The organism is Microcystis sp. LEGE 00066, assembly GCF_015207925.1.
In the GTDB taxonomy this organism is placed as follows: domain Bacteria; phylum Cyanobacteriota; class Cyanobacteriia; order Cyanobacteriales; family Microcystaceae; genus Microcystis; species Microcystis ichthyoblabe_A.
In genome coordinates, this window is sequence record NZ_JADEVX010000024.1 from 1 (window position 1) to 22,430 (window position 22,430).

The 22,430-nt window shown below is 39.0% G+C and carries 16 protein-coding genes and 5 pseudogenes; 5 read left to right on the plus strand and 16 right to left on the minus strand.

What is annotated here, in order from left to right:
• A pseudogene (locus tag IQ224_RS05505) lies at nt 1–327 on the minus strand (transposase); the annotation flags it as partial.
• Nucleotides 328–446: 119 nt separating this feature from the next.
• On the opposite strand from IQ224_RS05505, the pseudogene IQ224_RS05510 reads away from it, so the two are divergent.
• Nucleotides 447–771 (plus strand): annotated as a pseudogene (locus IQ224_RS05510) (IS630 family transposase); the annotation flags it as partial.
• A gap of 150 nt (nt 772–921) precedes the next feature.
• Nucleotides 922–1,332, plus strand: a pseudogene (locus tag IQ224_RS05515) (transposase); the annotation flags it as partial.
• Between the two features lie 29 nt (nt 1,333–1,361).
• Here the strand turns inward: IQ224_RS05515 and IQ224_RS05520 are convergent.
• The 10 genes and pseudogenes from IQ224_RS05520 to IQ224_RS05565 all read right to left on the minus strand — a co-directional run bounded on the left by IQ224_RS05520 (nt 1,362) and on the right by IQ224_RS05565 (nt 14,441).
• Entirely contained in the window at nt 1,362–2,303 is a 942-nt protein-coding gene (locus IQ224_RS05520; RefSeq protein ID WP_036401983.1) for a hypothetical protein, read from the minus strand.
• Nucleotides 2,304–2,477: 174 nt separating this feature from the next.
• Nucleotides 2,478–3,020, minus strand: coding sequence for an NUDIX hydrolase (locus IQ224_RS05525; protein WP_002746127.1), 543 nt, complete (start codon nt 3,018–3,020; stop codon nt 2,478–2,480).
• Nucleotides 3,021–3,606: 586 nt separating this feature from the next.
• Nucleotides 3,607–5,193: pseudogene (locus IQ224_RS05530) on the minus strand (SUMF1/EgtB/PvdO family nonheme iron enzyme).
• Between the two features lie 307 nt (nt 5,194–5,500).
• Nucleotides 5,501–6,796 carry a CO2 hydration protein gene (locus IQ224_RS05535; RefSeq protein ID WP_194032673.1) on the minus strand — a complete coding sequence of 432 codons (1,296 nt, stop codon included), beginning with the start codon at nt 6,794–6,796 and terminating at the stop codon, nt 5,501–5,503.
• Nucleotides 6,797–6,853: 57 nt separating this feature from the next.
• Nucleotides 6,854–8,404 (minus strand): NADH-quinone oxidoreductase subunit M, encoded by a 1,551-nt coding sequence (locus tag IQ224_RS05540; RefSeq protein WP_002743521.1) that lies wholly within the window; start codon nt 8,402–8,404, stop codon nt 6,854–6,856.
• A gap of 78 nt (nt 8,405–8,482) precedes the next feature.
• Nucleotides 8,483–9,208, minus strand: coding sequence for a carbonic anhydrase (locus IQ224_RS05545; RefSeq protein ID WP_002743518.1), 726 nt, complete (start codon nt 9,206–9,208; stop codon nt 8,483–8,485).
• Between the two features lie 80 nt (nt 9,209–9,288).
• Nucleotides 9,289–11,142, minus strand: coding sequence for an NAD(P)H-quinone oxidoreductase subunit F (locus tag IQ224_RS05550; protein WP_194032674.1), 1,854 nt, complete (start codon nt 11,140–11,142; stop codon nt 9,289–9,291).
• Between the two features lie 46 nt (nt 11,143–11,188).
• Nucleotides 11,189–12,133 (minus strand): LysR family transcriptional regulator, encoded by a 945-nt coding sequence (locus IQ224_RS05555; RefSeq protein ID WP_002743516.1) that lies wholly within the window; start codon nt 12,131–12,133, stop codon nt 11,189–11,191.
• A gap of 550 nt (nt 12,134–12,683) precedes the next feature.
• Nucleotides 12,684–13,430: a sulfotransferase gene (locus IQ224_RS05560; protein ID WP_002743515.1), complete on the minus strand. Its 747-nt coding sequence runs from the start codon at nt 13,428–13,430 to the stop codon at nt 12,684–12,686.
• Between the two features lie 15 nt (nt 13,431–13,445).
• Nucleotides 13,446–14,441 (minus strand): glycosyltransferase family 2 protein, encoded by a 996-nt coding sequence (locus tag IQ224_RS05565; RefSeq protein WP_194032675.1) that lies wholly within the window; start codon nt 14,439–14,441, stop codon nt 13,446–13,448.
• A gap of 324 nt (nt 14,442–14,765) precedes the next feature.
• On the opposite strand from IQ224_RS05565, the gene IQ224_RS05570 reads away from it, so the two are divergent.
• Nucleotides 14,766–15,833, plus strand: coding sequence for a sulfotransferase (locus tag IQ224_RS05570; protein WP_002743513.1), 1,068 nt, complete (start codon nt 14,766–14,768; stop codon nt 15,831–15,833).
• A 19-nt stretch (nt 15,834–15,852) separates the two neighbouring features.
• The gene (locus IQ224_RS05575; protein ID WP_002743511.1) at nt 15,853–16,809 is read left to right on the plus strand and encodes a glycosyltransferase family 2 protein; all 957 of its coding nucleotides are present in this window, start codon (nt 15,853–15,855) and stop codon (nt 16,807–16,809) included.
• Here the strand turns inward: IQ224_RS05575 and IQ224_RS05580 are convergent.
• The 4 genes and pseudogenes from IQ224_RS05580 to IQ224_RS24885 form a co-directional block, all read right to left on the minus strand.
• Nucleotides 16,802–17,926 carry a glycosyltransferase family 1 protein gene (locus tag IQ224_RS05580; RefSeq protein ID WP_002743509.1) on the minus strand — a complete coding sequence of 375 codons (1,125 nt, stop codon included), beginning with the start codon at nt 17,924–17,926 and terminating at the stop codon, nt 16,802–16,804. The two genes, IQ224_RS05575 and IQ224_RS05580, sit on opposite strands and share 8 nt — an antisense overlap.
• An 18-nt stretch (nt 17,927–17,944) precedes the next feature.
• Nucleotides 17,945–18,832: a glycosyltransferase family 2 protein gene (locus tag IQ224_RS05585; protein ID WP_002743507.1), complete on the minus strand. Its 888-nt coding sequence runs from the start codon at nt 18,830–18,832 to the stop codon at nt 17,945–17,947.
• Between the two features lie 18 nt (nt 18,833–18,850).
• Entirely contained in the window at nt 18,851–19,408 is a 558-nt protein-coding gene (locus tag IQ224_RS24880) for a polysaccharide biosynthesis C-terminal domain-containing protein (protein WP_228036108.1), read from the minus strand.
• Nucleotides 19,406–20,313, minus strand: a pseudogene (locus IQ224_RS24885) (lipopolysaccharide biosynthesis protein); the annotation flags it as partial. The gene IQ224_RS24880 and the pseudogene IQ224_RS24885, both read right to left, overlap by 3 nt.
• 87 nt (nt 20,314–20,400) lie before the next feature.
• Here IQ224_RS24885 and IQ224_RS05600 point away from each other — a divergent pair.
• The gene (locus IQ224_RS05600) at nt 20,401–21,090 is read left to right on the plus strand and encodes a Uma2 family endonuclease (protein WP_194032678.1); all 690 of its coding nucleotides are present in this window, start codon (nt 20,401–20,403) and stop codon (nt 21,088–21,090) included.
• 90 nt (nt 21,091–21,180) lie between these two features.
• On the opposite strand, the gene IQ224_RS05605 is transcribed toward IQ224_RS05600, so the two are convergent.
• A protein-coding gene (locus IQ224_RS05605; RefSeq protein ID WP_194032679.1) for an ISKra4-like element ISMae42 family transposase occupies nt 21,181–22,241 on the minus strand; the annotation gives its coding sequence in 2 pieces (ribosomal slippage) (nt 21,181–22,085 and nt 22,085–22,241; 1,062 coding nt in all).
• Nucleotides 22,242–22,430: the final 189 nt, after the last annotated feature.

Here is a 22,430-nt window from a genome sequence, read left to right on the forward strand (position 1 = left end):
TGATAGATGGTTTCATGACTGAGCGATTCTTGACCAGCTTTTTTCAGACGACCTGCTATTTGTTCGGGACTATGATAATCTTTCAATCCTTCTTTGACCAACTCTAAGGCTGACTCGCTGACATTTTAAAAGGGTTGTTTGGCATTTTTGGTGCGCGTCTCGCTTTCAGCTTCTGCTATGTCAGGTAGATAGCAGCCTAGGGAACTTTGATTCCTTCTTAATTCTCGCTCTGGTCGTGCTTTGATGACATCCGAGCCAGACGGCCATTTGCCGTTGAGATAAATTTCCCTCCTGACTAAGTTGGTAGAGCAAGTTTCTTTGTTCTATGTTAAGATGTTGGGGGCTTCGTTTTTGGGTCTGATTTGTTTTTGTTAATGATCAGACAGTACCTGATGAGCCTCTCTTTGTCAACTCTTGAGGTTAATGCGTTTCATTTTTGAATTGGCGAAATCATTGAAGCTAACAATGATGCAACTCTCGAAGAATTATCGGACTTACTGTATGAAAAGACACAGGTGAAAGTCAGTAGAGCCACCCTGGGGCGGCTGACGCAAAAACTCAATTACAGTTTCAAAAAAAAACACTACACGCGGCGGAAAAAGAAAGTGACAGGGTACAGCAAAAAAGAGTGGGATACTGGTCAGAAGTTCGGGAAATTGAGGCATCAAAACTAATTTTCATCGATGAATCGTGGGTAAATTTAGCCCTTTTGAGACTCTATGCTAGAGCCTTAATTGGCCGAAGATCTCGGGGAAGAAAACCACAAAAAAGATGGTATCTTCTAGGTTCTGTGTGATAAGTTTAACTTACATAGGATCGATCAATCTTTGTGTCCTTTGTGTCTTTGTGGTTCGTTCCACCCCCTCGCTAGGAGGAATGTATCTTAGAATACATTTTACCCACCAAACCTGGGAGAGCCAAAGAGGGAGAAATATTTCAATAATTAGTGCTATAAGCTTAGAAAAAGTTGTGGCATCAGTCAACATATACGGTGCAGTGGATGCGGTAACATTTGAAGGATTTATTCTGAAGGAAGTGCTGCCAAAAATTAAAGAAGGAGACTGTTTGATCATGGATAACGCCAAGATTCATCTCGGAGAAATGGTCAGAGAAATAATCGAACAAGAAAAAGCTAGACTCATCTATTTACCTCCTTATTCTCCTGAATTATCTCCTATTGAAAACTTTTGTTCAAAAGTGAAAGTGATGTTAAGAAAACTGGAGGTGAGGACTTACAAAGACTTAATAGAAGGGATTGAATTGGCTATGTTAGAAGTTACTCAAAAAGATATTCGCAATTGGTTTACTCACTGTTACTACTGTACCTCATAAGTCAGAGAATTGCTATAATTTATAATTACCTATAGATAGTTAAGTTTTTGAGCGATTAGAGGTAAAGCAAGAGCGATAGCAACACTAACAATCATACCGATAAAAGCTTTCAAGGCATCCCCTAAAACCAGTTTACCCGTGGCGGCCAAATTAGGGGTTTCTCTGGTTAAAGTCAGAGAAATTTCTCGACCTCCTAATAAACCTAAAAATACCCAAGTGGTACTCATGGGAATATGATTATAGCCAACAAAAAAGAGTAAAATTAAACCATAAATTAAGTTAATAATTGTTGCAGAACGCGGATCATGGGCGTTAGTTTTGCTAGTGACAATTTTCTCGATTTGACCACCATGATTAATAAAAATGATGGTTTGCAGGAGTAGCATAACTGTTAGAGATAAAACTAACCATGTTGCTGCTAACTTTCTGGGAAGATAGGCGAAAATATTAGCAAAATCTTGCATTAACCATTGACTCCAGAGAAACCCGGTGGATAACCACTGTAAAACTACCCAGATTTTTTGAGGTTCTTTATTAACTGTTTCTAGGAAAAAGTTTTCTAATTGATAAATAATTCGATAGATGACTAACCCCACTACAACAGCAATAGCATAACCCCAAGCAGATTTAATTAACATTTCATCTAGAGATTGGGGAGCAAAAACTGTTAAAACCAAAAAGGTTGTACTCACAGGTATTCCCCAAGTGGTGAGAATTAAAATTGCTAATGGAGGAACGATATAAATCCAAGTAAAATTTTCTGGGAAGGGAATCATTTCTAGTCGATTATAGGCCACATCTCCCTGATTAATGTACCAACCAGCGATAAAAATCGAGGCTAAGATTATACTGGAATACAGCCATAAAATCCACCAGGGACGTTCTTCATTGGCACTTAAAAAAGTCCCTAAAGTCTGTAGGGAATCGTTAGCAACGATCGCATAAGCTGATAGAATAAAGCCAGCAATCATAAAAAAATTACTCATAGACAGTGGGAATTATAAATTATGAATTATGAATTATGAATTGTCAATTATGAATTATGAATTATGAATTAGGTAGAATAAATAAAAATAATCTCCTGACAACTGGCTCCCGAAAACGAAAACTTCCTACCTCCCTATTAATATAACCGCTATAACTCCTTAATTTTGCTTTAAAAAATCCCTCGCTAAATAGAAAGCAGCTAAACTACCAGAGACGGTAATTTCCTGGGGATTAATTTCCTGTAAAGGTCGAAGAATAACTTCAATTTCCTCGGTAACATCTAACTTTTGTTGACCGGTGGGGATAGCATTAAGAGCCAAAAAAATGTGAATTCTGTTAGTATCTTTAACGGGATTATCATACAAAACAGCCAGAGGTATTAGAGAATCACTTTGATAACCAGTTTCCTCCTCGAATTCCCGACGCGCTGCTGCAGTAATATTATCTTCACCCGCATCTACTGCTCCGGCAGGAAATTCTAATAAAATTTCCTTAACTCCGTGACGATATTGACGAACAAAAACTAATTGATTATCCCCGGTAACTGGAACAACTAACACAATTTCAGGACGAATATTAACAAAATAATCGTCGATAACTTGTCCAGAGGATAACTGCACCGCGTCTTGACGGACTTGACACCAACGATTATGAAAAACTAGCTCAGATTTAATAATTTGCCATTTTTTTAAATTAGTCATCGACAATCCTGTTATAATTGCAGTGAAATTACTAAACTTTTTTCGCAGATAATTATAAGTAAGTAGGTAGGTAGGCGTTAAAAATTATCAAATGCCCCCCTTATTAAGGGGGGAATAAGGGGGGATCGGCACCCCTCTTATCAAGGGGGACTAAGGAGGAATCGAACCTAAAATCCATTTTTAATTTAATTATAACCAGCTACTTAAGTGCTTCTAATTAAATTGCAGATAGATTTTGCTTTCGATTCCCCCTGCTATGGTTACTCGGCTCTCCTGTATCTATACAATAGACAAAACTTATCCGTTAGGTATTACCTTAATAAATTGAAAAAGTACGTTAAGCAACACATCTTACCACAAAAGCCAGCCTGATGGTGATTTCAGAGGACATAGTAAGACCAATGGCTTTTCAGAAAACGAGCTATTTCTAGAAATTGTGCTGATGCTGTTTCGTTAAGACAAAATTAGTTTGGCAAAAGCGAAAAGCTCCCCAGGACGCACCCTAGAAAATCTCAAAAAAAAAATCGACCCGCCGCTAGGCGGGAAAAAGAGAAAAATTGAAAAAAGGGTAAAAAGAAAATAAGGGTTACAGAGTCCTCCCAGCACCGCACACCACCCGAAAACCGTAGTTGACGATGTAGTCGCGGCGGTTGAAGTAGCGGTAAGCAGAACGGCAGTAAGAGGGAATGCTGTACCAAGAACCGCCCCGCAATATTTGATAATCATTATCATTTGTTAACCAAGCACTGCCATCCTTTGGCGCATTCTCATAGGTACTATGCCAATTGTCTTCGCACCACTCCCAAACATTGCCACTCATGTCATAGAGTCCCCAAGCATTGGGCTTTTTCTGGCCCACAGGATGAGTTGTATTCTGAGAATTTCCGTCATACCAAGCGTAATCTCCTAACTGATTGGCATCATCACCGAAATAAAAGCGAGTAGTGGTCCCCGCACGACAAGCATATTCCCATTCCGCTTCCGTCGGTAGGCGATAGGTTTTCCCGGTTATTTGACTCAATTTCTGACAAAAAGCTTGAGCATCGTTCCAACTAACATTTTCTACCGGATTTTGGGGATTGTTTTGAAACTTAGAGGGATTGGTTCCCATTACTGCTTCATATTGTGCCTGAGTGACTGGATATTTGCCAATCGCAAAACTGTTGACTTTAACTTGGTGTGGAGGCTTTTCAGAATCACTGTCAGGAGATCCCATGAGAAATTTACCTGCTGGTAAGCTCACCATCTCCAGTGTGACTCCGTTGGATATTTTTTCGGTAAATGGAGTAGGTGAAGCAATTAGGGGTATTGGTAATATAGTTTTTTTGACTGCTGCCGGTGCTGGTGGAGGTGACGGGGGAGAATTCCATCCCACAGGTTGTAAGGCATTTAAAACCTGTTGTGCTGTCCATCTTTGTTTTCTATCTTTTTGCAAACACCCTTCAATAATCTGTTTAAACTCTTTCGGTAAACTGGGGATTTGTAAATCACAATTCATCACCTTTGCCATTAACTGGTTAATATCATTATTGAACTTATAGGGAAGTTGATTAGTGGTCATTTCGATTAACATAATACCCAATGACCACAGATCCCAAGCTGAGGAAATATCCCCCCTAAAGGCTTCAGGAGGCATATAAATAATTGTACCGCTATTGTGGACGGTTTGAGTGTGGCTTTTGTTATTTAAAGTTCTAATTAAGCCAAAATCTGCTAACTTGTATTGTTGATTAACCTTGAGGATATTACCCGGTTTTAAATCTCGATGGACTTTATTTTATCCATGAAGATAATTTAAGCCCTGGGCGACTTGAGCAGTAATATTTTTAATCTCATCCGCTGACAAACTGCCTTTGGCAATGTGATTTTCTAGGCTACCCTGTGCCAATTCCATCACTAAATAAAGCATCTCTGTATTGAGAAAAGTAAATTCCCCCACCGCATAACTCTTAATTAAATTAGGATGTTCTAACTTTCTGGCATTTGTTAACTCAATTAATTTATCATCGCTACTTTCGGGGATAACTTTAATGGCAACTTCTTTGACCGATGTATTTCTGACCATTTCACTAGCATGAAATACACCACCAAAACTACCCGCACCGAGAAATTTATTAAGACGATAGGGGCCTATTTGTTGCCCTTCTAACATCTTCATCATTTGGTCTAGCATAATAATAACTCCTGAATTAGCCAATTTTTACGTTCTGTAACTATCCTATTAAGTGGGTGGTTTTAACGAAGGCAAGAGGCAAAAGCTTTATCGAAATGTGTAATTAATTTTGCTTAGGTACTTAATACTAAATCTGGCTATTAAATACTGATTATTTATTCCCTCGAGTAGAAAACGGGTTTCTCCGAGAAACTGGTTTTCTGTGCGTTACTCAAGGGATTTAGTATTAGTATGACTTGGGGTTCGGTTATCTCATTATATTAAAAAAGGTGGGCGATAAACCCACCAGAAAAATAATCAAAAAACCTTAACGATAATTAGGATTTTGGATATCTCTAAGACGCGCTTCGGGGCGTTTAAATCTGTCCATTTGTGCCTCAAAGAATTGACGATTTTTAAGTAAATGTTTGGGATTAGGATCGTCGAGGGGATAGAGTAAAGCAGTGCGTAGAGCTTGAATAACTGCCGAAGTAACATTATACATCGATCGCTGGAAACTAATACCCAATTGAATCAAAATATCATCTTCCCCCCGGCAGTTTTGTTGATAGTAATCAATCAGATATTGGGGTAAAAAATGATACATATCATCCATTAACAACGTCGGGGGAATTCCCGCAGTACCCACGGGGAAAACATCCGCGTAAAGAATACCATAGTGAAAGTCTTTTTGTTGGTCGGGAACCTGTTTTGCTTGGGCATTATAGGACTTTGTACCCCGGAAGGGAGCAGTACGATAAAAGACCGCTTCTACATAGGGTAAAGCCGCTTCATAAAGCCAAGTAAAAGCCTTTGATTTGGGGATAATTTCGTAGCATTGACCATCAATATAAACGTGATGATAAATTGGCCGGCCAGCGATGGCAAAAATGCCATTAACGAGGAAATTCATGGCATCGGGAACACCTTTAAACCCGCCTTCATCGTAGATATCAGACATCTCGAAAAACACCGGGGCCATCACTTCCCAGAATAGTCCTAAATTAGAGTAGTAGGACATCATCCGCACCTGTTCCAAAAACATATCGGGGAACAGGTCATAAAGTTTCATCATCACGGGGTTTTTCTTGAAATAGGCCTTAATAGCGCGGTCGGCATTTTGGCGATATTCTTCTGAATCAAGATAGGCATCAAATAAACCCCAACCCATATCGCGGCCATGCCATAACATGGCTTGCATACAAGCTTCGGCAAATTCCATATTAATACGGTCATGCCAGAGATGATGGATTAATCTGGGCATTTTTCGGGTTTTACCTTTATCCATGAATTCTAATAATTCAGGGTGAGCGGAACCCGTACCGCGCCAGATGCGTAAATCGGCATTATCGCCAGCGTAATGATTTTGTAGGTCTAGGTATTCTTGGGGCAGAAAATATTTAAAGAAGGGCAAAGGATCGAGGAAAACTCGTTCGGCAATATAGAGCAGATCTCGCCAATAAAAATCCATTGGTACGGCATAAGCTTTATAAATGCCGATAATTTGCATCAGATTTTCGGGAGTATCGGGCAACATGGAGCCACCCGCTTCTAAACGATGGATAATGTCGGCGAATTCGTGAGTAGAAGGGGGAATTTTGGCTTTGATTAATGTCCCAGTCATAGTTTTAGGTAAAGTAATTAGCAGCAGTTACAATAATTCGGAAACAGCGAGGGATAACTAACTATTACTCAAAAATTTACCCCGATTAAACCAGTTGGTTTTTGAGGACTTTTGCGAAGATTTTTTGAGGACAAAACTAGGTTTTGCTTCCCCCGATAAGCTGGCAACCATCGAGTTAGTGGTGGGTTCAATCCAACGGACTAAATAATTGGGTTGAATACCTAAAAAGACGATTAATACCATTAGGACAAAAGCGGGGATAGTTTCCGATTTCAGGACTTTGGGATAGTAGGCAAGTTTATTATCCAATTTACCAAAACAGGTGCGATTAAGCAGGATAACAAAGTAAACCGCCGTTAAACCGGAAGCAATGATACAGAGAACCGTCTGCACGGGAAAACGGGAAAAACTCCCCTGAAAAACGATAAATTCCGCCACAAATCCCACTAATCCGGGGATACCAGCGCTGGCCATACCGGCGAGAATTAATAGGGCGCTAACCAAGGGTAAACCGCGAATTGGGTTCATTAAACCGTTTAAAATATCTAAATCTCTAGTTCCGGCTTTGCGTTCGACGATGCCCACCAGATAGAATAAGAGGGCGAGAATGAGACCGTGGCTAATCATTTGCGCGACGGCACCAAGGACGCTTAAACCCGTGCCGGCGGCGGCTGCTACCAGTATATAGCCCATGTGACCGATCGAACTGTAGGCCACCATGCGTTTAATGTCTTTTTGGGCAATAGCGCTCAAGGCCCCGTAAATAACGCTAATAACGCCGACAATTGCCAGTCCGGGGGCGATTAAAGACCAAGTTTCTGGGAATAATTGCAGACCAAAGCGAACTAAGCCATAAGTACCGAGTTTAGCGAGGATACCACCTAGTAAAATTGCTGTAGCGGGGGAAGCTTCCGTATAGGCATCCGGTAGCCAAGTATGGAGAGGTACGAGGGGTATTTTGATGCCAAATCCCACTAACAGCAGAGTTAAGAGCAGTAATTGGGTTTTTTGGGAGAAATCGGCGGTGGAGAGGGAGGAATAGTCAAAAGTACCGCCGTTGAGGAAACCTATACCTAAAAATGCCGCTAGGACTAATAACCCGGAGACAGCGGTGTAGAGAAGGAATTTAATCGAAGCATAGCCACGTTTTTCGCCTCCCCAGATAGCAATCATCAGATAAAAGGGGATTAATTCTAGTTCATAGAAAACGATGAACAGCAGCAGGTTTTTGGCCATTAATGCTCCAGAAACCCCGGCGTTAATCAGGAGGATTAGGATGTAATAAAGTCGGGGACGCTCTAGTTTTTCTTCGGTACTATAGATAGCTATTCCTGTCAAGAAACAGTTTAAAATAATTAACGGTAAGGACAAACCATCGACTCCGAGGTTATAACTTAAACCGATTGGTTTTGCCCATTCGCGGTATTCAGAAAATTGAAAGCCACTGCTGGTTAAGTTATATTGAGTCAGCAGATATAAAGACCAAAGAAGGACGGCAGCAACAAAAAAGACAGTTATTTGACGTAATTTTGCTGGCGCAAATTTATCGGGGAAAAGACCGACGATAATTGCTCCAATTATTGGCAACCAAAGCAGGGTACTGAGCATATTGGTATCGATCAAATTTATAATGACTGGGATGAGAAAAGGATTAGCCAACCAACACGATGACTAATCGGGAATTGACTAAATTAAACTCACTTTGCCGGTATCGAGATCATAGTAGGCTCCGACAATTTTTAATTGTTTTTTATCTACTAAATCACCCATGACTGGGGATTTGCCTAATTTCTCTACTTGATAGACGACATTGGATTTAATGGCTCGCTCAAGTTTGTTAGAACCGGGTTGTTTTTCTGCCCGATCAACTCCCACCTGTAGTCCATCGATTAAACGACCGATTTGTCCGGGGAAACGACCGCCTTCAATGGTGGCTTTTACCGCTCCACAACGAGAATGGCCGAGGACAACAATTACCTTGGCTCCTAACACCAACGTGCCGAATTCAAGGCTACCAATTTCTTCGGAAGTGGCTAAATTTCCCGCTACCCGACAAACAAATAGATCTCCTAATCCTTGATCAAAAACGATTTCTGCCGGCACGCGAGAATCGGCACAGCCCAAAATTGCCGCAAAAGGGGCTTGACTTTCGGCCACTTCTGTGAGCCGAGTTTGATCGCGGTTAGGACTTTTTTTTCTTCGTTCCCAGAAACGTTGATTGCCTTCCATGAGCATAGTTAAGGCCTGGTCTGGGTTCAATCCTTGATTTTGAGCCGTTAGCCATGGCTGGGAATTAACGGCAGTTTGGGCGTTAGTTTTGGACAACTGAGAACCCAAAACAGAGGCGGCTAGACTGGTTCCCAAAAAACCACCCCCATAACGGATTAATTGGCGACGAGAGGTATTGAACATAGGTAATTGTTTCCATTAATCAGGACAAATCCTATTGTCAGGGCCGGGGATGCTAAAGAAAAGCCTAAGTTATCAAATCTTTAACTGAAAACTAGAGAAATTTGTGATAGTAGGGGCCAGCAGATGATAATACCGATCAAAGCGACCCCCAAAATAATCGACAGAAAGTAAAATTGGGTCTGGCCCGAGACGTTATATTTCAAACTCTGACCACCAAAAACCGTGGCTAATCCCACCAGATTAACGATGCCATCCACCAGAAAGGTATCAATCCAGTTAATAATTTGCGAGATTAGTCCGACGACAAAAACGATGGTAACTTTATACAATTGGGCGGTATAAAGGTCGTTGGCAAAGAAATCTTGAACGGCTTTCGGTTGAAAAACGATCGGTTTGGAGATATTTTCATTCAGATAAATATATGCTGCCGGAATTACGCCCCCAGCAGTGGAAAGCACCAAGAGAAAAGCCACTCCCAGATTTAAGTTACTTGGTAATAAATGCCATTGCGCTAATAAAATCGGCACATGAATGGCGAAACCCATGGTCATAGTCATGGGGATAACTAAGGGCCAAAGAGCTTCCGGAGAGCGCAGGGTCATTGGTTTGATTTTACCGCCAAAGAAAACGCAAAATTCTCTAGTGACACTAAAGGCAGTTAAGGCATTGACCAACAATAGCACCAATAACAGTAAACCACTGACTTCTGCGAGGCGATCGCCCATGCGGGCTAATGCCCAAAAACCACCAAAGGGAGGCAGTGCCACTAAACTAGCGGCGCCGACGAGATAACAAATGCCGGAAACGGGACGACGGGACCATAAACCCCCGTATTGGCTTAAATCTTGGCTGATATTATTCCAAACGATGTTACCCACCACCATGACTAACAGGGACATAGCGATCGCATAAGTAAAGAGTAAGACTAAAGCGGTTTCCGTTTGTCCGGTGGCCACAGCGATAAAAATCAGTCCCATGTAGGCACTGACGGAATAGGAAAGGGAGCGCTTGACATCGATCTGGGCGATCGCAATTAACCCCGCACCGATAGCGGTGACAGAGCCAACAACGATCATCACCTGTAAGGTTAAGGGCGATAATTGTAGCACCGGCTCTAATTTGACCAATAACCAAGCGCCAGTGGAAACGACGACGGTATTCCGCAGAATTGTCGCCGGCATCGGTCCTTCCATGGCCTCATCTAGCCATAAATGCAGGGGAAATTGAGCGCATTTGCCCATCGGACCGGCAATCAGGGCTAAACAGAGTAAATTAGCCACATTGGGGTTTAAATTGGCTGTAGCCGCCCATTCTGCCAATTGGTCAAAGTTCCAGGTTCCCGCCAGGGGTAAAAGGGCCACCACTCCCATCAACAGGATTAAATCGCCAATCCGTTTAGTCAGAAAAGCGTCCCTCGCCCCCGTTACCACCAGAGATTGATTGAACCAGAAACCAATTAGCAGATAAGTGCCGAGGGTGAGAACTTCTAGCACACAATAGCTGAAAAATAGCGAATTACAGATAACGAGGGCGCACATACCCCCTTCAAAGAGAGCGACGAGAGAATAAAACCTTGCCCAACCCCAATCCATTTCTAGATAGGCGATCGCATATACCTGGGCGGCGAGGTTTAAGCCGGTAATTAGCAGTAAAGCCCCGATATTAACGGCCGAAATCTGCACATCTAAAGATATGCTTAAATCTGCGGCATTTAGCCAATTAAATGCTATAGATTGGGGCGGACGGCCCCAAACGGCAATCAAAGCAAAAAGACTATGCAAAAAAGCCCAGCAGGTCATGATCAAGTTCAGATAACCGGCCGGTCGCGGGCCGGTTTGCCGGATAATACCGGGAGACCAGGGTAGAGCGAGAAGTGCGCCCGCAAGGGCATAAAGAGGTACCAACCAGATAGTCTGGCTGAAGGACTCGAACATATAAACACCTCAAGAAGAAAAATGATCCTGAATTAAAGTTTAAGGTTTAATGGGTCACTAATAGGCTGTGACCATTTTTTAACGGGGCATGAATCGGGATGGCTTGACTAGCTTCCAGCAGGTATTTTAAAAAAGCATCGGCAATCACGGAAAGTTGTTTTCCGGCCAGATAACAAACGTACCAATTGCGCTGAATCGGAAACTGTTCCACGTCGAGGATGGCCAATTCGCCGTTTTCCCCTTCCGAGATGAGAGTGTGCTTAGATAGTACCGATAGTCCCAAACCGCCAGAAATAGCCTGTTTGATGGCCTCGTTACTGCCTAATTCCAAACGCACCTTTACCTTAATATCGTGGAGATTAAATAATTTTTGTACCGCTTGCCGGGTTCCAGATCCCGATTCGCGCATAATAAAAGGTTGCTGGTTGAGGCACTCAAGGGGGAGATTTTTCTGTCCCACCAATGGATGATCCCGTCGCGCCACCACCACTAGAGGATTTTCCAGAAAAGACTGAGAACAAAGTTCCACTTCTTCCGGCGGTTGACTGAGAATATAGAGGTCATCCTCGTTATTTAACATTCGCTCTTGCAGTTTCTGGTGATTAGTCACCTGTAGAGCGATGTCGATACCGGGATACTGTTGACAAAATGCCCCCAGTAATCGCGGCACAAAGTATTTAGCGGTAGTAATTACGCCTAAAGTCAGTTTTCCCTGTCTAGTTCCCTTAATATCGGCCACTTTCATCTGAAAGTTGTCCAATTTATTAAAAATCTCTTGACAGGTGAACAGTAATTCCTGACCCGCTTCGGTTAAAAATAAACGTTTGCCAATTTGCTCGAATAGCGGTAAACCCACAGCTTTTGTGAGTTGTTTGACTTGGGTTGAGACGGTAGGTTGAGTGATAAATAACTCCTCGGCCGCCTTGGTGAAGCTACTATGTCGTGCGGTAGCCTCGAAAACCCTTAACTGGTGCAGGGTTGCCTGTATCAAGTTCTTATCTCCTCCTCAATAATAACTATTTGTCACCATCAATCCTAACGCTTTTATAGATTATAGTCAATTAACTTTTTGATAAATATAGACTCTACTAGATATAACCGCCGCTTAAGACCTTTTGTAGCTATCAGCTTTTTTCCCAGTCTCCTTTTTCAGCTTCTTGTCACCCCTTGAGGTTGTCGCCAGCATTTACTCGGGGTGAGGTGATGGGCAGGATCAATGATCGCGGCGGCAAGATAAACTAGGGGATAACCAGACCCTAACCAGCGATCGCGAAATTGCCGAGCTTCTTCAACGGCGAGGGCGAAGAAAACGTCAAATTGTCGGACTTTGTGGAATAATTATTGGAAGTGAACAATTGGACTTTTTGGCAGCAATGATTATAGTAATCGTAGAGATAATCGAGATTAAGCAGCGAGTCTAAACAGGTTTTGAATCTTTTGGGACGGTTATAGGTGGGGATAATAATTGAAAAGTTTGTCAGAGTTTTTCTGGAGTTTTGAATCGGACTTTTTTAGTAAGCTTTAAGCATTTCTTTTATGCTTTAATAATAAAAAAACTTGGCAAACTTAATCCATAATTGATGACGAACGAACTTCGGTAAAATCCGTTTACCTAAGCTAATACTAACCTCGGCAAAATTACGGCGAAGTTTAGCAAAGATAGCTCTTTTTTTATGAGTATGATACTGTCCTTTTAGATTTCTATCCCCATCATATTCAATAAAATCTAACAGGGCATTTCTACTATTCACCTCATTGAGAGATTCTGTCTGAAAACAACAGATATTTTGAGGATATTTTTCAATTAACTTTTCAATTTTTTCATAGTACATATCCCAATATAATCCCACAGCTTTAGCCTTATCAGACTCGTTAAATTTAGGAAAAGAAGCATCCCAAACTTCATTTTTTTTCCAGGTTTTTCCATTATGTTCATACCAGGGATTATGGTCTTGAGTCCATTGCAAATAACTGTGAATTACCGCTTCTCTTTCTCGTTTCAGGCAAATAAATTTGCTGCGAGGAAATTTTTCAATTAAGAAAGCAACATAGGGAAGAAAATACATCCCAATGTCGCCAAAATATTGGTTTGAATCTGAAAGTTTATCTAGATTTTCTATCCATTTCCAAACATTTTCATGATCATTATACCATTTCAAGGGATGGGCTTGGTAATTAATTGCTCCTTCATGGAGAACTTTAATTCCAGGTTGATTATTTAAAAAATAAGATAAAGAAAGCGATCCACATCTCCCCGTTCCTAAACCAATAATTAATGTTTTACTCATTTTTATTAATCCTTTTTACTTCTGGCTCTGGTGGTTGTTGCTAATATATTTTACAATAAATATCTGCCAGTCATTGACAAGATGACGCAAATATCGCCAAATTTCTCGGTTAAATCTTCCTGTAATATGGAAAAATCCTAGAGGATTTTCTATGATAGTAATCATTGATTTACCCAGATAGATCACAGTTGAATCATAAGCTTGTAATCGCCAAGATAGTTTGATAACATCATAATAGGTATAAAATTTATTTGTTTGGTAATGTTTAGCCAATAACCTAGTAGGTAATTTTTGCCTAACAGCCGGATCCGTAAAAATAATTTCTCTAGCTTTGTCCCAATTTTTCACCAGTTCAGAAATTGGTATTTTTGTTTTATTAGTCTGATGACGACGAATTTCAATAATGGGATCTTCGCCGATAAATACAAAAAGACCTTTAGCAGCTAACCGACACCAGAATAACCAATCTTCGCCAATGGTTAAATGAGTTAAAAAGTCTTCTGAAGTTAAAAAACTTCGTCTAATACAAACTGCTCCCATAGAAAATATACCTCGTTCAATAATGCGAGTAAACAGATCAATTGGAGTTAGTTCTTCCACAATGGAATTAGGTTGAAATATCCTATTATTATTTAGATCAACTTCGACAATATTTCCATAGGAAGCAACAGCTTCTGTCCAGGATTCTAAAGCTAAGTATAATCTTTCTAAGGCATTAGGTTTAGGGCGATCGTCTGCATCTAAAAAATAAATATATTTTCCTTGAGAATGTATAAATCCTCGGTGTCTTGCTAATGCAGAACCACTATTTTCTTGCACGATAAATTTAATTCTGTTATCTTTTAGTATCAATTCTTCAATGATAGCTTGAGTATTATCGGTTGAACCATCATTGACAATAATCATTTCCCAGCGACTAAAGGATTGTTTTATAATGCTATTAATCGCCTCTTCAATGTATAGTTCGCTATTATAAGCTGGAATAATTACAGAGACTTCTTTTTCTTGCATAAAAATTACCAATCATAATTATAAAACAATGGTGATTTAGATAAATAGGTGGGTGGAATTAAATATAAAATGAACGTAGGTTGGGTTGAAGCATAAAACCCAACGCCCGATTATGTTACGCTACCGCTAACCCATCCTACAAATAATTGTGCCTACCTACTTAAATCACCAAATATGATACCATTGTAAGTAGGTAGATGTTAAAAACTTTCAGATACCCCCCTGATTAAGGGGGGATTAAGGGGGGATCGAACCCAAAATCTATCTTCAATTTAATCATAACTAGCTACTTAACCGTATAAAACAATATCCCCCCGATCAAAAATGAAAGCTCAAGAAGTACAACCAACACATCTAAATAATTATTATCCTATGGGTGACTTATTATCCCTCAAAGGTTGGCTCGATTTAGTCATAAGTTTAGGAAGAAAAACTTTCCCTAAATTTCTCCGCCATTGGTTGTGGGAGAAAATGGGCAGACAATTGTATTATCATTCCTTAAAAAAAAACATCCACCAGCAAGAATATTATGGTAATCCTCTCAATATTGTTCAAGGGATTAATTGGATTAAATGGAGATTTACTAAAATCACCACAAGCGATATTCAAGAGATAACTGAAAAACCAATTTTTATATTTTCTGCTGGTATGCGTTCTGGTTCAACTTGGATTCAGCGATTGATGATGAGTTCATCAGAAACTATCATTTGGGGCGAACCCTACGCTCGTTCATTTATTATTCAGAATATGGCTAAACAAATCGAGCCATTTTCCCAAGATTTTCCCAAAAAAGACTTCATATATCGTCAAAAATTTGAAGATATTAGTAATCAATGGGTTGCTAATTTGTATCCAGATTTAAGTTTTTTTCAACAAGCTCATCGTCTTTTTTTTATTAATCTTTTTGCTATCCCTGCTAGGCAAAAAGGCGCAAAACGTTGGGGCATAAAAGAAGTCCGATTAACGGGAGACCATGCAGTTTACTTACAATGGCTGTTTCCTGAATCAAAATTTATTTTTTTAATAAGAAATCCCTATCATTCCTATCAATCTTATAAAATTTTTACCTATCTTGATCAACAACAGATGACTACTGAAAACTTTGGATATATTTGGAGAAACTTAAGCGAAAGCTATGTTTTGTATCATGAAAAACTGAATGCTAAACTCTTAAAATATGAAGATGTAGTTAAGGGAAATTTTGAGTTAAAAGAACTAGCATCTTATTTAGAAATCGACTTAAAAGATCCCAATCAATTAATAAAAATTGCTAATAAAGATGATTTACCTAAAATTGATCAATTTACAAAAATCACTCTAGATGAAATTAACATTCTTAAAAATATTGTTAATCCCCTAGCGGAACAACTGGGATATTATCCCGAAGATTAGTTCTAATTAGTAGCTAAACATGAAAAATCAAAATTTAGTTTCAGTCATAATTATTTTTTGGAACGAAGAAAAATTTATTACCGAAGCCATCGCTAGTGTTTTTGCTCAGAATTACGAACATTGGGAACTTTTATTAGTTGATGATGGCTCAACAGATAATAGTAGCGATATTGCCTTAAATTATGCTCGGAAAAATCATCACAAAGTCTATTATATTGAACATCCCCATCATGAAAATTGCGGTATGAGTGCGTCTCGTAATTTAGGAATTGAACAGGCTAAGGGTGAGTTTATTGCTTTTTTAGATGCGGATGATATTTGGCTACCTCATAAATTAACAGAGCAACTTGCTATTTTTGCATCTTATCCAGAAGTAGCAATGGTTTATGGGTGGGTGCAATTTTGGCATAGTTGGACGGGAAAAATAGAAGATATAAATCGAGATTATTTTGTATCTTTAGGAATAGAATCAAATACTATTATTTACCCTCCTAATTTATTACCTATTTTATGGAAACAAGGAAAACAAAAACCTGTTCCCAGTAATGTTATGCTACGCCGTGAAGTATTAATTCAAGTAGGAAAATCTGCAGCACAGTTTCGGGGTTGGGCTGAAGATACGGTGCTTTTTACAAAAATTGGTTTAAATTTCCCAATTTATGTTTCTCAAAGTTGCTGGATTAAACATCGAGAAAAGCCAAGTGATGCTCATTTTATCGCTATAAAATATCATCAAAGGTATTTAGAAAATCAGGCTTATTTGGACTGGACAGAACAATATTTTATTGCTCAAGGGATAAGTAATAGTCAGATTTGGAAAGAATTTAAAAAGGTCAGATTTTTGTATGATAATTATTTTTTACATTATTTATTTGAAGGGTATTTCAGAGATTTAGTTATGAATATCTGTAGAAAAACTTTACCTAAAGTGATTAGAGATTGGCTATGGATACACATAGGCAAAAACGCTAAGTAATATACCTACTTTTGTTCTGTACAGAATGACAACTAATAATTTTGGCCAAGGTTTTAGCCCCTTCTTTCCAAGTAGGAATATTTTGATGATTTTGATTAACAAAAGATTGACTTAAACCTGTTAAAATTCCTTGTCTAATACCTAATTCTGTTGGCTGAATATAGATAACATCAGAGCCACCTGCTTCTCTTAATTCAGGAATATCAGTTGTCACCACTTTGGTCCCACAAGCTCTCGCTTCTAATACAGGTATGCCAAATCCTTCATGAATAGAAGGAAAAACAAATAAATCAGCACCACTATAAAGGGCGGGTAATTGCTCATCTGGAACGTAACCAAGAACAATTATGTCATTGTTTCCTTCATTGGTAATTAAGGCTTCTATCCCTTCATATTTCCACCCTTTTTTTCCGACTAAAACCAATTTATGCTCAGGGATTAAACCATCTTTTTTAATGTTGACAAAAGTTTTTACTAATAATTCGACATTTTTTCTGGGTTCCCAAGTGGCTACATTCAGAAGATAGGGGCTAATAATCTGGTGTTTTTTCAATTCGCTCTTGACTTCGTTTATTGGTAAAGGTTTAAATATATCACTAACCCCGGGTTGAATAATAATAGAATTACGAACGGCATACTTGAATAGTTGCCGTTCGGTTTCTTGAGAGTTTGTAATTATGGTATTGGCTCGTTTTACATCATTTTTAAGAAATAGGTAAAAACCTTGAGTATGAAACCAATCCATACCTGTGGGATCTATGTCAAACCAAAAATCATGAACAGTCAGAATTGTTTTAGTTGATTGATCAAGATAGGGTAGAAAAAAATAGGTTCCCCAGAAGATATCTAACTGATCTTTTCTACAAATCCAACTACCAATAATTTTTAACCACAATATTGGTGAGACTGCTAATATTTTTCCCTGAGTCCTTAGTTTCCATCGAGGAGAGATAACGGGCATTTCTATTGGTAATGGACTATAAACAAAGAAATTAGCATTTGGTAAATATTTGTCTAGTTCACGACAAATCTCAAAAGCATAACGAGCATGACCCCGTTTCTGACCTGATAAAAAACTACCATCTATACCTATTTTAATCTGAGAATTCTGGTTCATTTTTTTAGTTCTAGCAATTTATCGAGCTAAATATTTTGTCTTTAAAAATCCCCAAATATTGGCTAATTGTGAGATTAACAACAAGCCAAAAAGAAATATTTTTGATCGTTGCTCACATTTTTTTGAAAATGGATAAGTTAGTAGTTGAAAGTAAAAGCTTAATGGCTCAAATTTTAGGGCTGTTTGATGGCGGTGAGAACGAATTTGATGAAAATAAAATGCAGCACAACCATAGTTAAAATGTTGTTGCCAAAATCTCCGTAAACTGAGATCATGACCATGGTAAATTATCGCTTGGGGAAGATAATGTAAAGAATATCCAGCAAATAGCCAGCGATCGCAAAACTCCCGATCTTCTCCGAAACGAAAATAAATATTCAATTGTCCTACCCTGTTAAACAATTCCGTCGAAAGAGCAAAATTATTAGTAGTAAAAAAACGAGTTTGCACAAAGTTACTATTGTAATAATCATAGAGATAATCAAACAGTACTTGACTAGCAGTGGAATAGGGATTATCTGGCAGGGCGTTGATTATTTTTCCGCCTAAGAGGGCATTTGGTGTCTCTAAGAAGCCTTTTTCGAGGGATTGGAGCCATTTTGAGTCGAGGGTACAGTCATCATCGGTAAAGGCTAAATATTCACCTTTGGCCCTGTTAGCACCGGTATTTCTGGCTTTGGCTGGTCCAGCATTTTCTTGGCGAATGAGAGTTAAATTTAATTGGTTTTGGTAGGGTTTAATCAGGGTATCAAGGGGTTGATTACTGCCATCATCGACGATAATAATTTCAAAGTTATCTGGGGGATAATCTAGATTTAGGAGAGAGTCTAGACAAGTTTTGAGTCTTTCGGGACGGTTATAGGTGGGAATAATAATGGAAAAGGTGATTAGTTTTTCTGTCATCATAAACCTGAAATAATTAGGTTATTTATGGCTAGTTTTAGGAGATTCTCTTAAGAGACTAAACATCGTAAAAAGTTGTGAAAATAATCGAGGAAAAGCGAAGCGTAGGTAGGCAGTATAGATGGTGATGCCGATAAGGGAACAAATTATTAAACGACCTTGAGGTTCTAGCCAAGGGGTGAGCAATTGTTGACTGATGAAAATCGTTAAACCCATTATAACTGTGCCAGTGATGGCAGGGATAAATTGAGATAGATAGGTTTTCCAAGAAAGGGAAATTAATTGACTTAATAACCATTGTCCGAGGGGAAAAACTAGATAATCACTGAGGACATAAGCTCTAGCTACGGCCACAATTCCCCACTGGACAGCGATGAGGCAAGCGATAATATTTAAAGTAGCGTTGAGAAGACCTAATTTAAACTGTAACACGGGTTGACCGAGGGCGACAAACGCAGACCTTTGAAAAACAGTGATAGCCCGAAGTATTCCCACAAGGGGGATAATTTGGAGAATAGGAATAGCGTCAGTCCATTTTTGACCGAACAAACTAATTACTAATTCTGGACTGAGAATCATGAAGGCAAAGAAGACGGGAAAGGCAATTAAGCTAGTAAATTGAGTGACTCGATAAAATGCCTCGATCAATTTTTGAGAGTTGTCTTGTAAACGAGAAAAAGTGGGTAAAGCAACTTGACTTAAAGTTCCTATCAGCAATTGACTCATTACTTCTAAAATCCGATGGGAAATCCCATAATAGCCTAGGGCAGCTTCTCCTAGAAAATAACCGATGAGTAGATTATCGGTTCGCTGATTAAAAAATTCAACTAACTTATATCCTAAAACATTGATACTAAAATGCAGTACTGACCTTAAAGTTGCCAGAGAAAATTCCAATTTTGGTCGCCAATTACTGGCTGTCCAGAGAACAATAACTCCCGTCAGTTCGTAGGTTAATTGTTGTCCGACTAAACTCCAAACTCCTGCCTCTAAAAGTGCCATTCCTACGCCCACGATACCAGCAATGATAATTCCTACTAAAGAGCGAATTGCCATGATCTTAAACTTAAAATATCGCCTTAATAAAGCTACTTGAGTTTGACTGAAAGCATTAATAACAAAAACTAAGGAAAGAACTTGGAGAATAGGAATTAAAAATGGTTGCTGAAAAATTTTAGATATGAGAATAGCAGAAGTAAAAGTGATAGTTGTTAAAAAAAACCAGTCAATAATTGTGTCCAAAAAACTGTATTTATCTCTCTCGATTCTAAATCCTGTTTTTGGATCAATACTTGAGCAAACCCTTGATTTAAGAAAATCTGCATGAAGTTAATTAGTACATTAGACAATGATACCAAGCCAAAAGCTTCTGGAGTTAATAAACGAGCGAGAATTAGAAATATTATCAATGAACCTGCTTGGCTGCCCCAGTTTTGCAGTCCTGACCACAAAACACCTTGAATTGTTTTATTTTTAATGCTCATCTTTTAGGATATTTTAATTTCAGCTTTCATTATAGATCAAAATTTTGCTACAATCAGAAAACAACCATCTATTAAAATCAAAAGACAATGGTTAGTTATCTTGATATTGACGAAGATATTCTTTTCCCGGATAGCGATGGTCAACCGATGGCAGATAATACCGAACAATACGAGTGGATTGTCAAAATTAAGGAGAATTTAGAGATTATCTTTGCCGATGACCCTCAGGTGTTTATTGCCGGAGATTTACTATGGTATCCTCTGCGTTCTACTTTGGTTTCACCGGTTGCTCCTGATGTGATGGTAGTTTTTGGCCGTCCCAAAGGACGGAGGGGTTCCTATCGTCAATGGCAGGAAGAAAATATCGCTCCTCAAGTGGTTTTTGAAATTCTATCACCTAAGAATACAAAAGCAGAAATGAGTCGAAAATTAGAGTTTTATGACACATATAGTGTAGAAGAATACTATTTATATAACCCGATGCGCTGTCGTTTACAAGGTTGGCAAAGACAGGGAGAACATTTAAGGGAAATTATCCCCATAAATGACTGGATAAGTCCCCGTTTAGGTGTGCGTTTTATCTGGGATAAATCTAGTTTAGAATTGTATCGTCCTGATGGAGAGAAATTTTTAACAACTGTTGAGTTAGAGTCTCAAATGCGTCAAGAAAAGAAACGCGCCGATAAAGAAAAGAAACGCGCCGATAAAGAAAAGAAACGCGCTGATCGACTAGCGGAACGCTTACAGGCGTTAGGATTAAGTTTAGAAGAAGAATGAGTGATTAAAAAGGTGATTTTAGACCCTGGGATTAAGGCGATTACATCGGGAGCAAGTCAGTTTTGTCAGAACATAAATACTATTCAATAGCTAAAGACTGTTATTTAGGTAAGCACAGCGGTGTTTAAGCACTTGAGGGATATTTTCTTCATTCCACTGGGCTCCAGAAATTTTCAGTCGTCGGTCAATCTGTTTAACCGTGGATTCAACGGCTCCCGAAGCAATAGAGCAAATCTCTTCTTGTTGATAGTAATTATAATTAACAATTCCATGACGATGAATCTCTAAATAACGACAGAAATTTTCAGCTCGTTCGTTTTTTAAAGGAGAGATTAATGCTATTGTTTCCTCAATTTTACCCTGCCATAATAAACTTTCTGCTTTTTTCAATCTCTTCACTGAACCGCCGACTTTATGAAGATTTTCTACCAAATGAAACCAGTCAAGTATTTCTCTTTTTTCTCCTGGACAATCCCAGTTTTTGACAATTTTCCAAATACCGGGATGTCCGTCTCCCAAACAGGTAAGGGGGTCAGATAAAGGTTGTTGATTAACCCAATATATTAACGATTCATTCTCTCCAAACCAAGCTTTTCTTAGGAAAGTATCAACACAGATTGCTTTATAATCTTTCCAGATACAAGCCTCTCCCTTAGTTTCGGTTCTTAAGCGCACTTTTCCTCCATCTAGACTAATTTCTTGAACGGGGTTTCCTGATTCTTCTTCGGCAAATTGGTGGCGATGGACTAATCGTTGTTGAGTCCTAGCCGAGACCTTTATCCCTGTATAAAATTGAATATCTCTGGCGGCATTTTCATAAGAAACATTGGCACTAGCTCTTAAACAACAGCGTTCTAAGTAAGGAATAATTTGGTTATTACGAGGAATATTTAAACGGATTGCTTGTTTTTCTGTCAGGCATAATTCTCCGATGATGCTTTTTATTTTTCTCGGTCTCCCGGCTTGAGTTCCTGTGGTTTTTGTGACAAAAAAAATCCTAGTTTCGGAGTTATATATTTTAAGGTTTGTTCTCTTATTGTCGTCTCTATTCCCTCTAAAGTTTGGATTTTTTCAGCCTCAGCTTCCTGATGAAGAATCTTGGCTATCGCTTGAATATGTTGGTTAAGTTCTTGTTGTTGCTCTGGAGTCATTTTTGTCTTTTCCCCACTCTTTTCTCTATCCCATGCCCAATTGATGCTTTTGTCAAGTAGTTTATTTGTTCTTCAGCTTTGACTTGCTCCCGCACTAGAGTGACGCAGGAGGACTAATTAATCAGCGAACTCTGGCAAGAAAAAGAAACTTGACAAAAGCAATCAATAGATGTTTGAATGGGAGCAGTC

What these genes read in the sequence shown, in the direction of transcription:
- IQ224_RS05585 (WP_002743507.1), bottom strand. Translation starts at nt 18,832, where the DNA reads ATGATGACAGAAAAACTAATCACCTTTTCCATTATTATTCCCACCTAT.
- IQ224_RS05600 (WP_194032678.1), top strand. Translation starts at nt 20,401, where the DNA reads ATGGTTAGTTATCTTGATATTGACGAAGATATTCTTTTCCCGGATAGC.
- IQ224_RS05580 (WP_002743509.1), bottom strand. Translation starts at nt 17,926, where the DNA reads ATGAACCAGAATTCTCAGATTAAAATAGGTATAGATGGTAGTTTTTTA.
- IQ224_RS05545 (WP_002743518.1), bottom strand. Translation starts at nt 9,208, where the DNA reads ATGTTCAATACCTCTCGTCGCCAATTAATCCGTTATGGGGGTGGTTTT.
- IQ224_RS05525 (WP_002746127.1), bottom strand. Translation starts at nt 3,020, where the DNA reads ATGACTAATTTAAAAAAATGGCAAATTATTAAATCTGAGCTAGTTTTT.
- IQ224_RS05520 (WP_036401983.1), bottom strand. Translation starts at nt 2,303, where the DNA reads ATGATTGCTGGCTTTATTCTATCAGCTTATGCGATCGTTGCTAACGAT.
- IQ224_RS05575 (WP_002743511.1), top strand. Translation starts at nt 15,853, where the DNA reads ATGAAAAATCAAAATTTAGTTTCAGTCATAATTATTTTTTGGAACGAA.
- IQ224_RS05560 (WP_002743515.1), bottom strand. Translation starts at nt 13,430, where the DNA reads ATGAGTAAAACATTAATTATTGGTTTAGGAACGGGGAGATGTGGATCG.
- IQ224_RS05540 (WP_002743521.1), bottom strand. Translation starts at nt 8,404, where the DNA reads ATGCTCAGTACCCTGCTTTGGTTGCCAATAATTGGAGCAATTATCGTC.
- IQ224_RS05550 (WP_194032674.1), bottom strand. Translation starts at nt 11,142, where the DNA reads ATGTTCGAGTCCTTCAGCCAGACTATCTGGTTGGTACCTCTTTATGCC.
- IQ224_RS05565 (WP_194032675.1), bottom strand. Translation starts at nt 14,441, where the DNA reads ATGCAAGAAAAAGAAGTCTCTGTAATTATTCCAGCTTATAATAGCGAA.
- IQ224_RS24880 (WP_228036108.1), bottom strand. Translation starts at nt 19,408, where the DNA reads ATGATTCTCAGTCCAGAATTAGTAATTAGTTTGTTCGGTCAAAAATGG.
- IQ224_RS05570 (WP_002743513.1), top strand. Translation starts at nt 14,766, where the DNA reads ATGAAAGCTCAAGAAGTACAACCAACACATCTAAATAATTATTATCCT.
- IQ224_RS05535 (WP_194032673.1), bottom strand. Translation starts at nt 6,796, where the DNA reads ATGACTGGGACATTAATCAAAGCCAAAATTCCCCCTTCTACTCACGAA.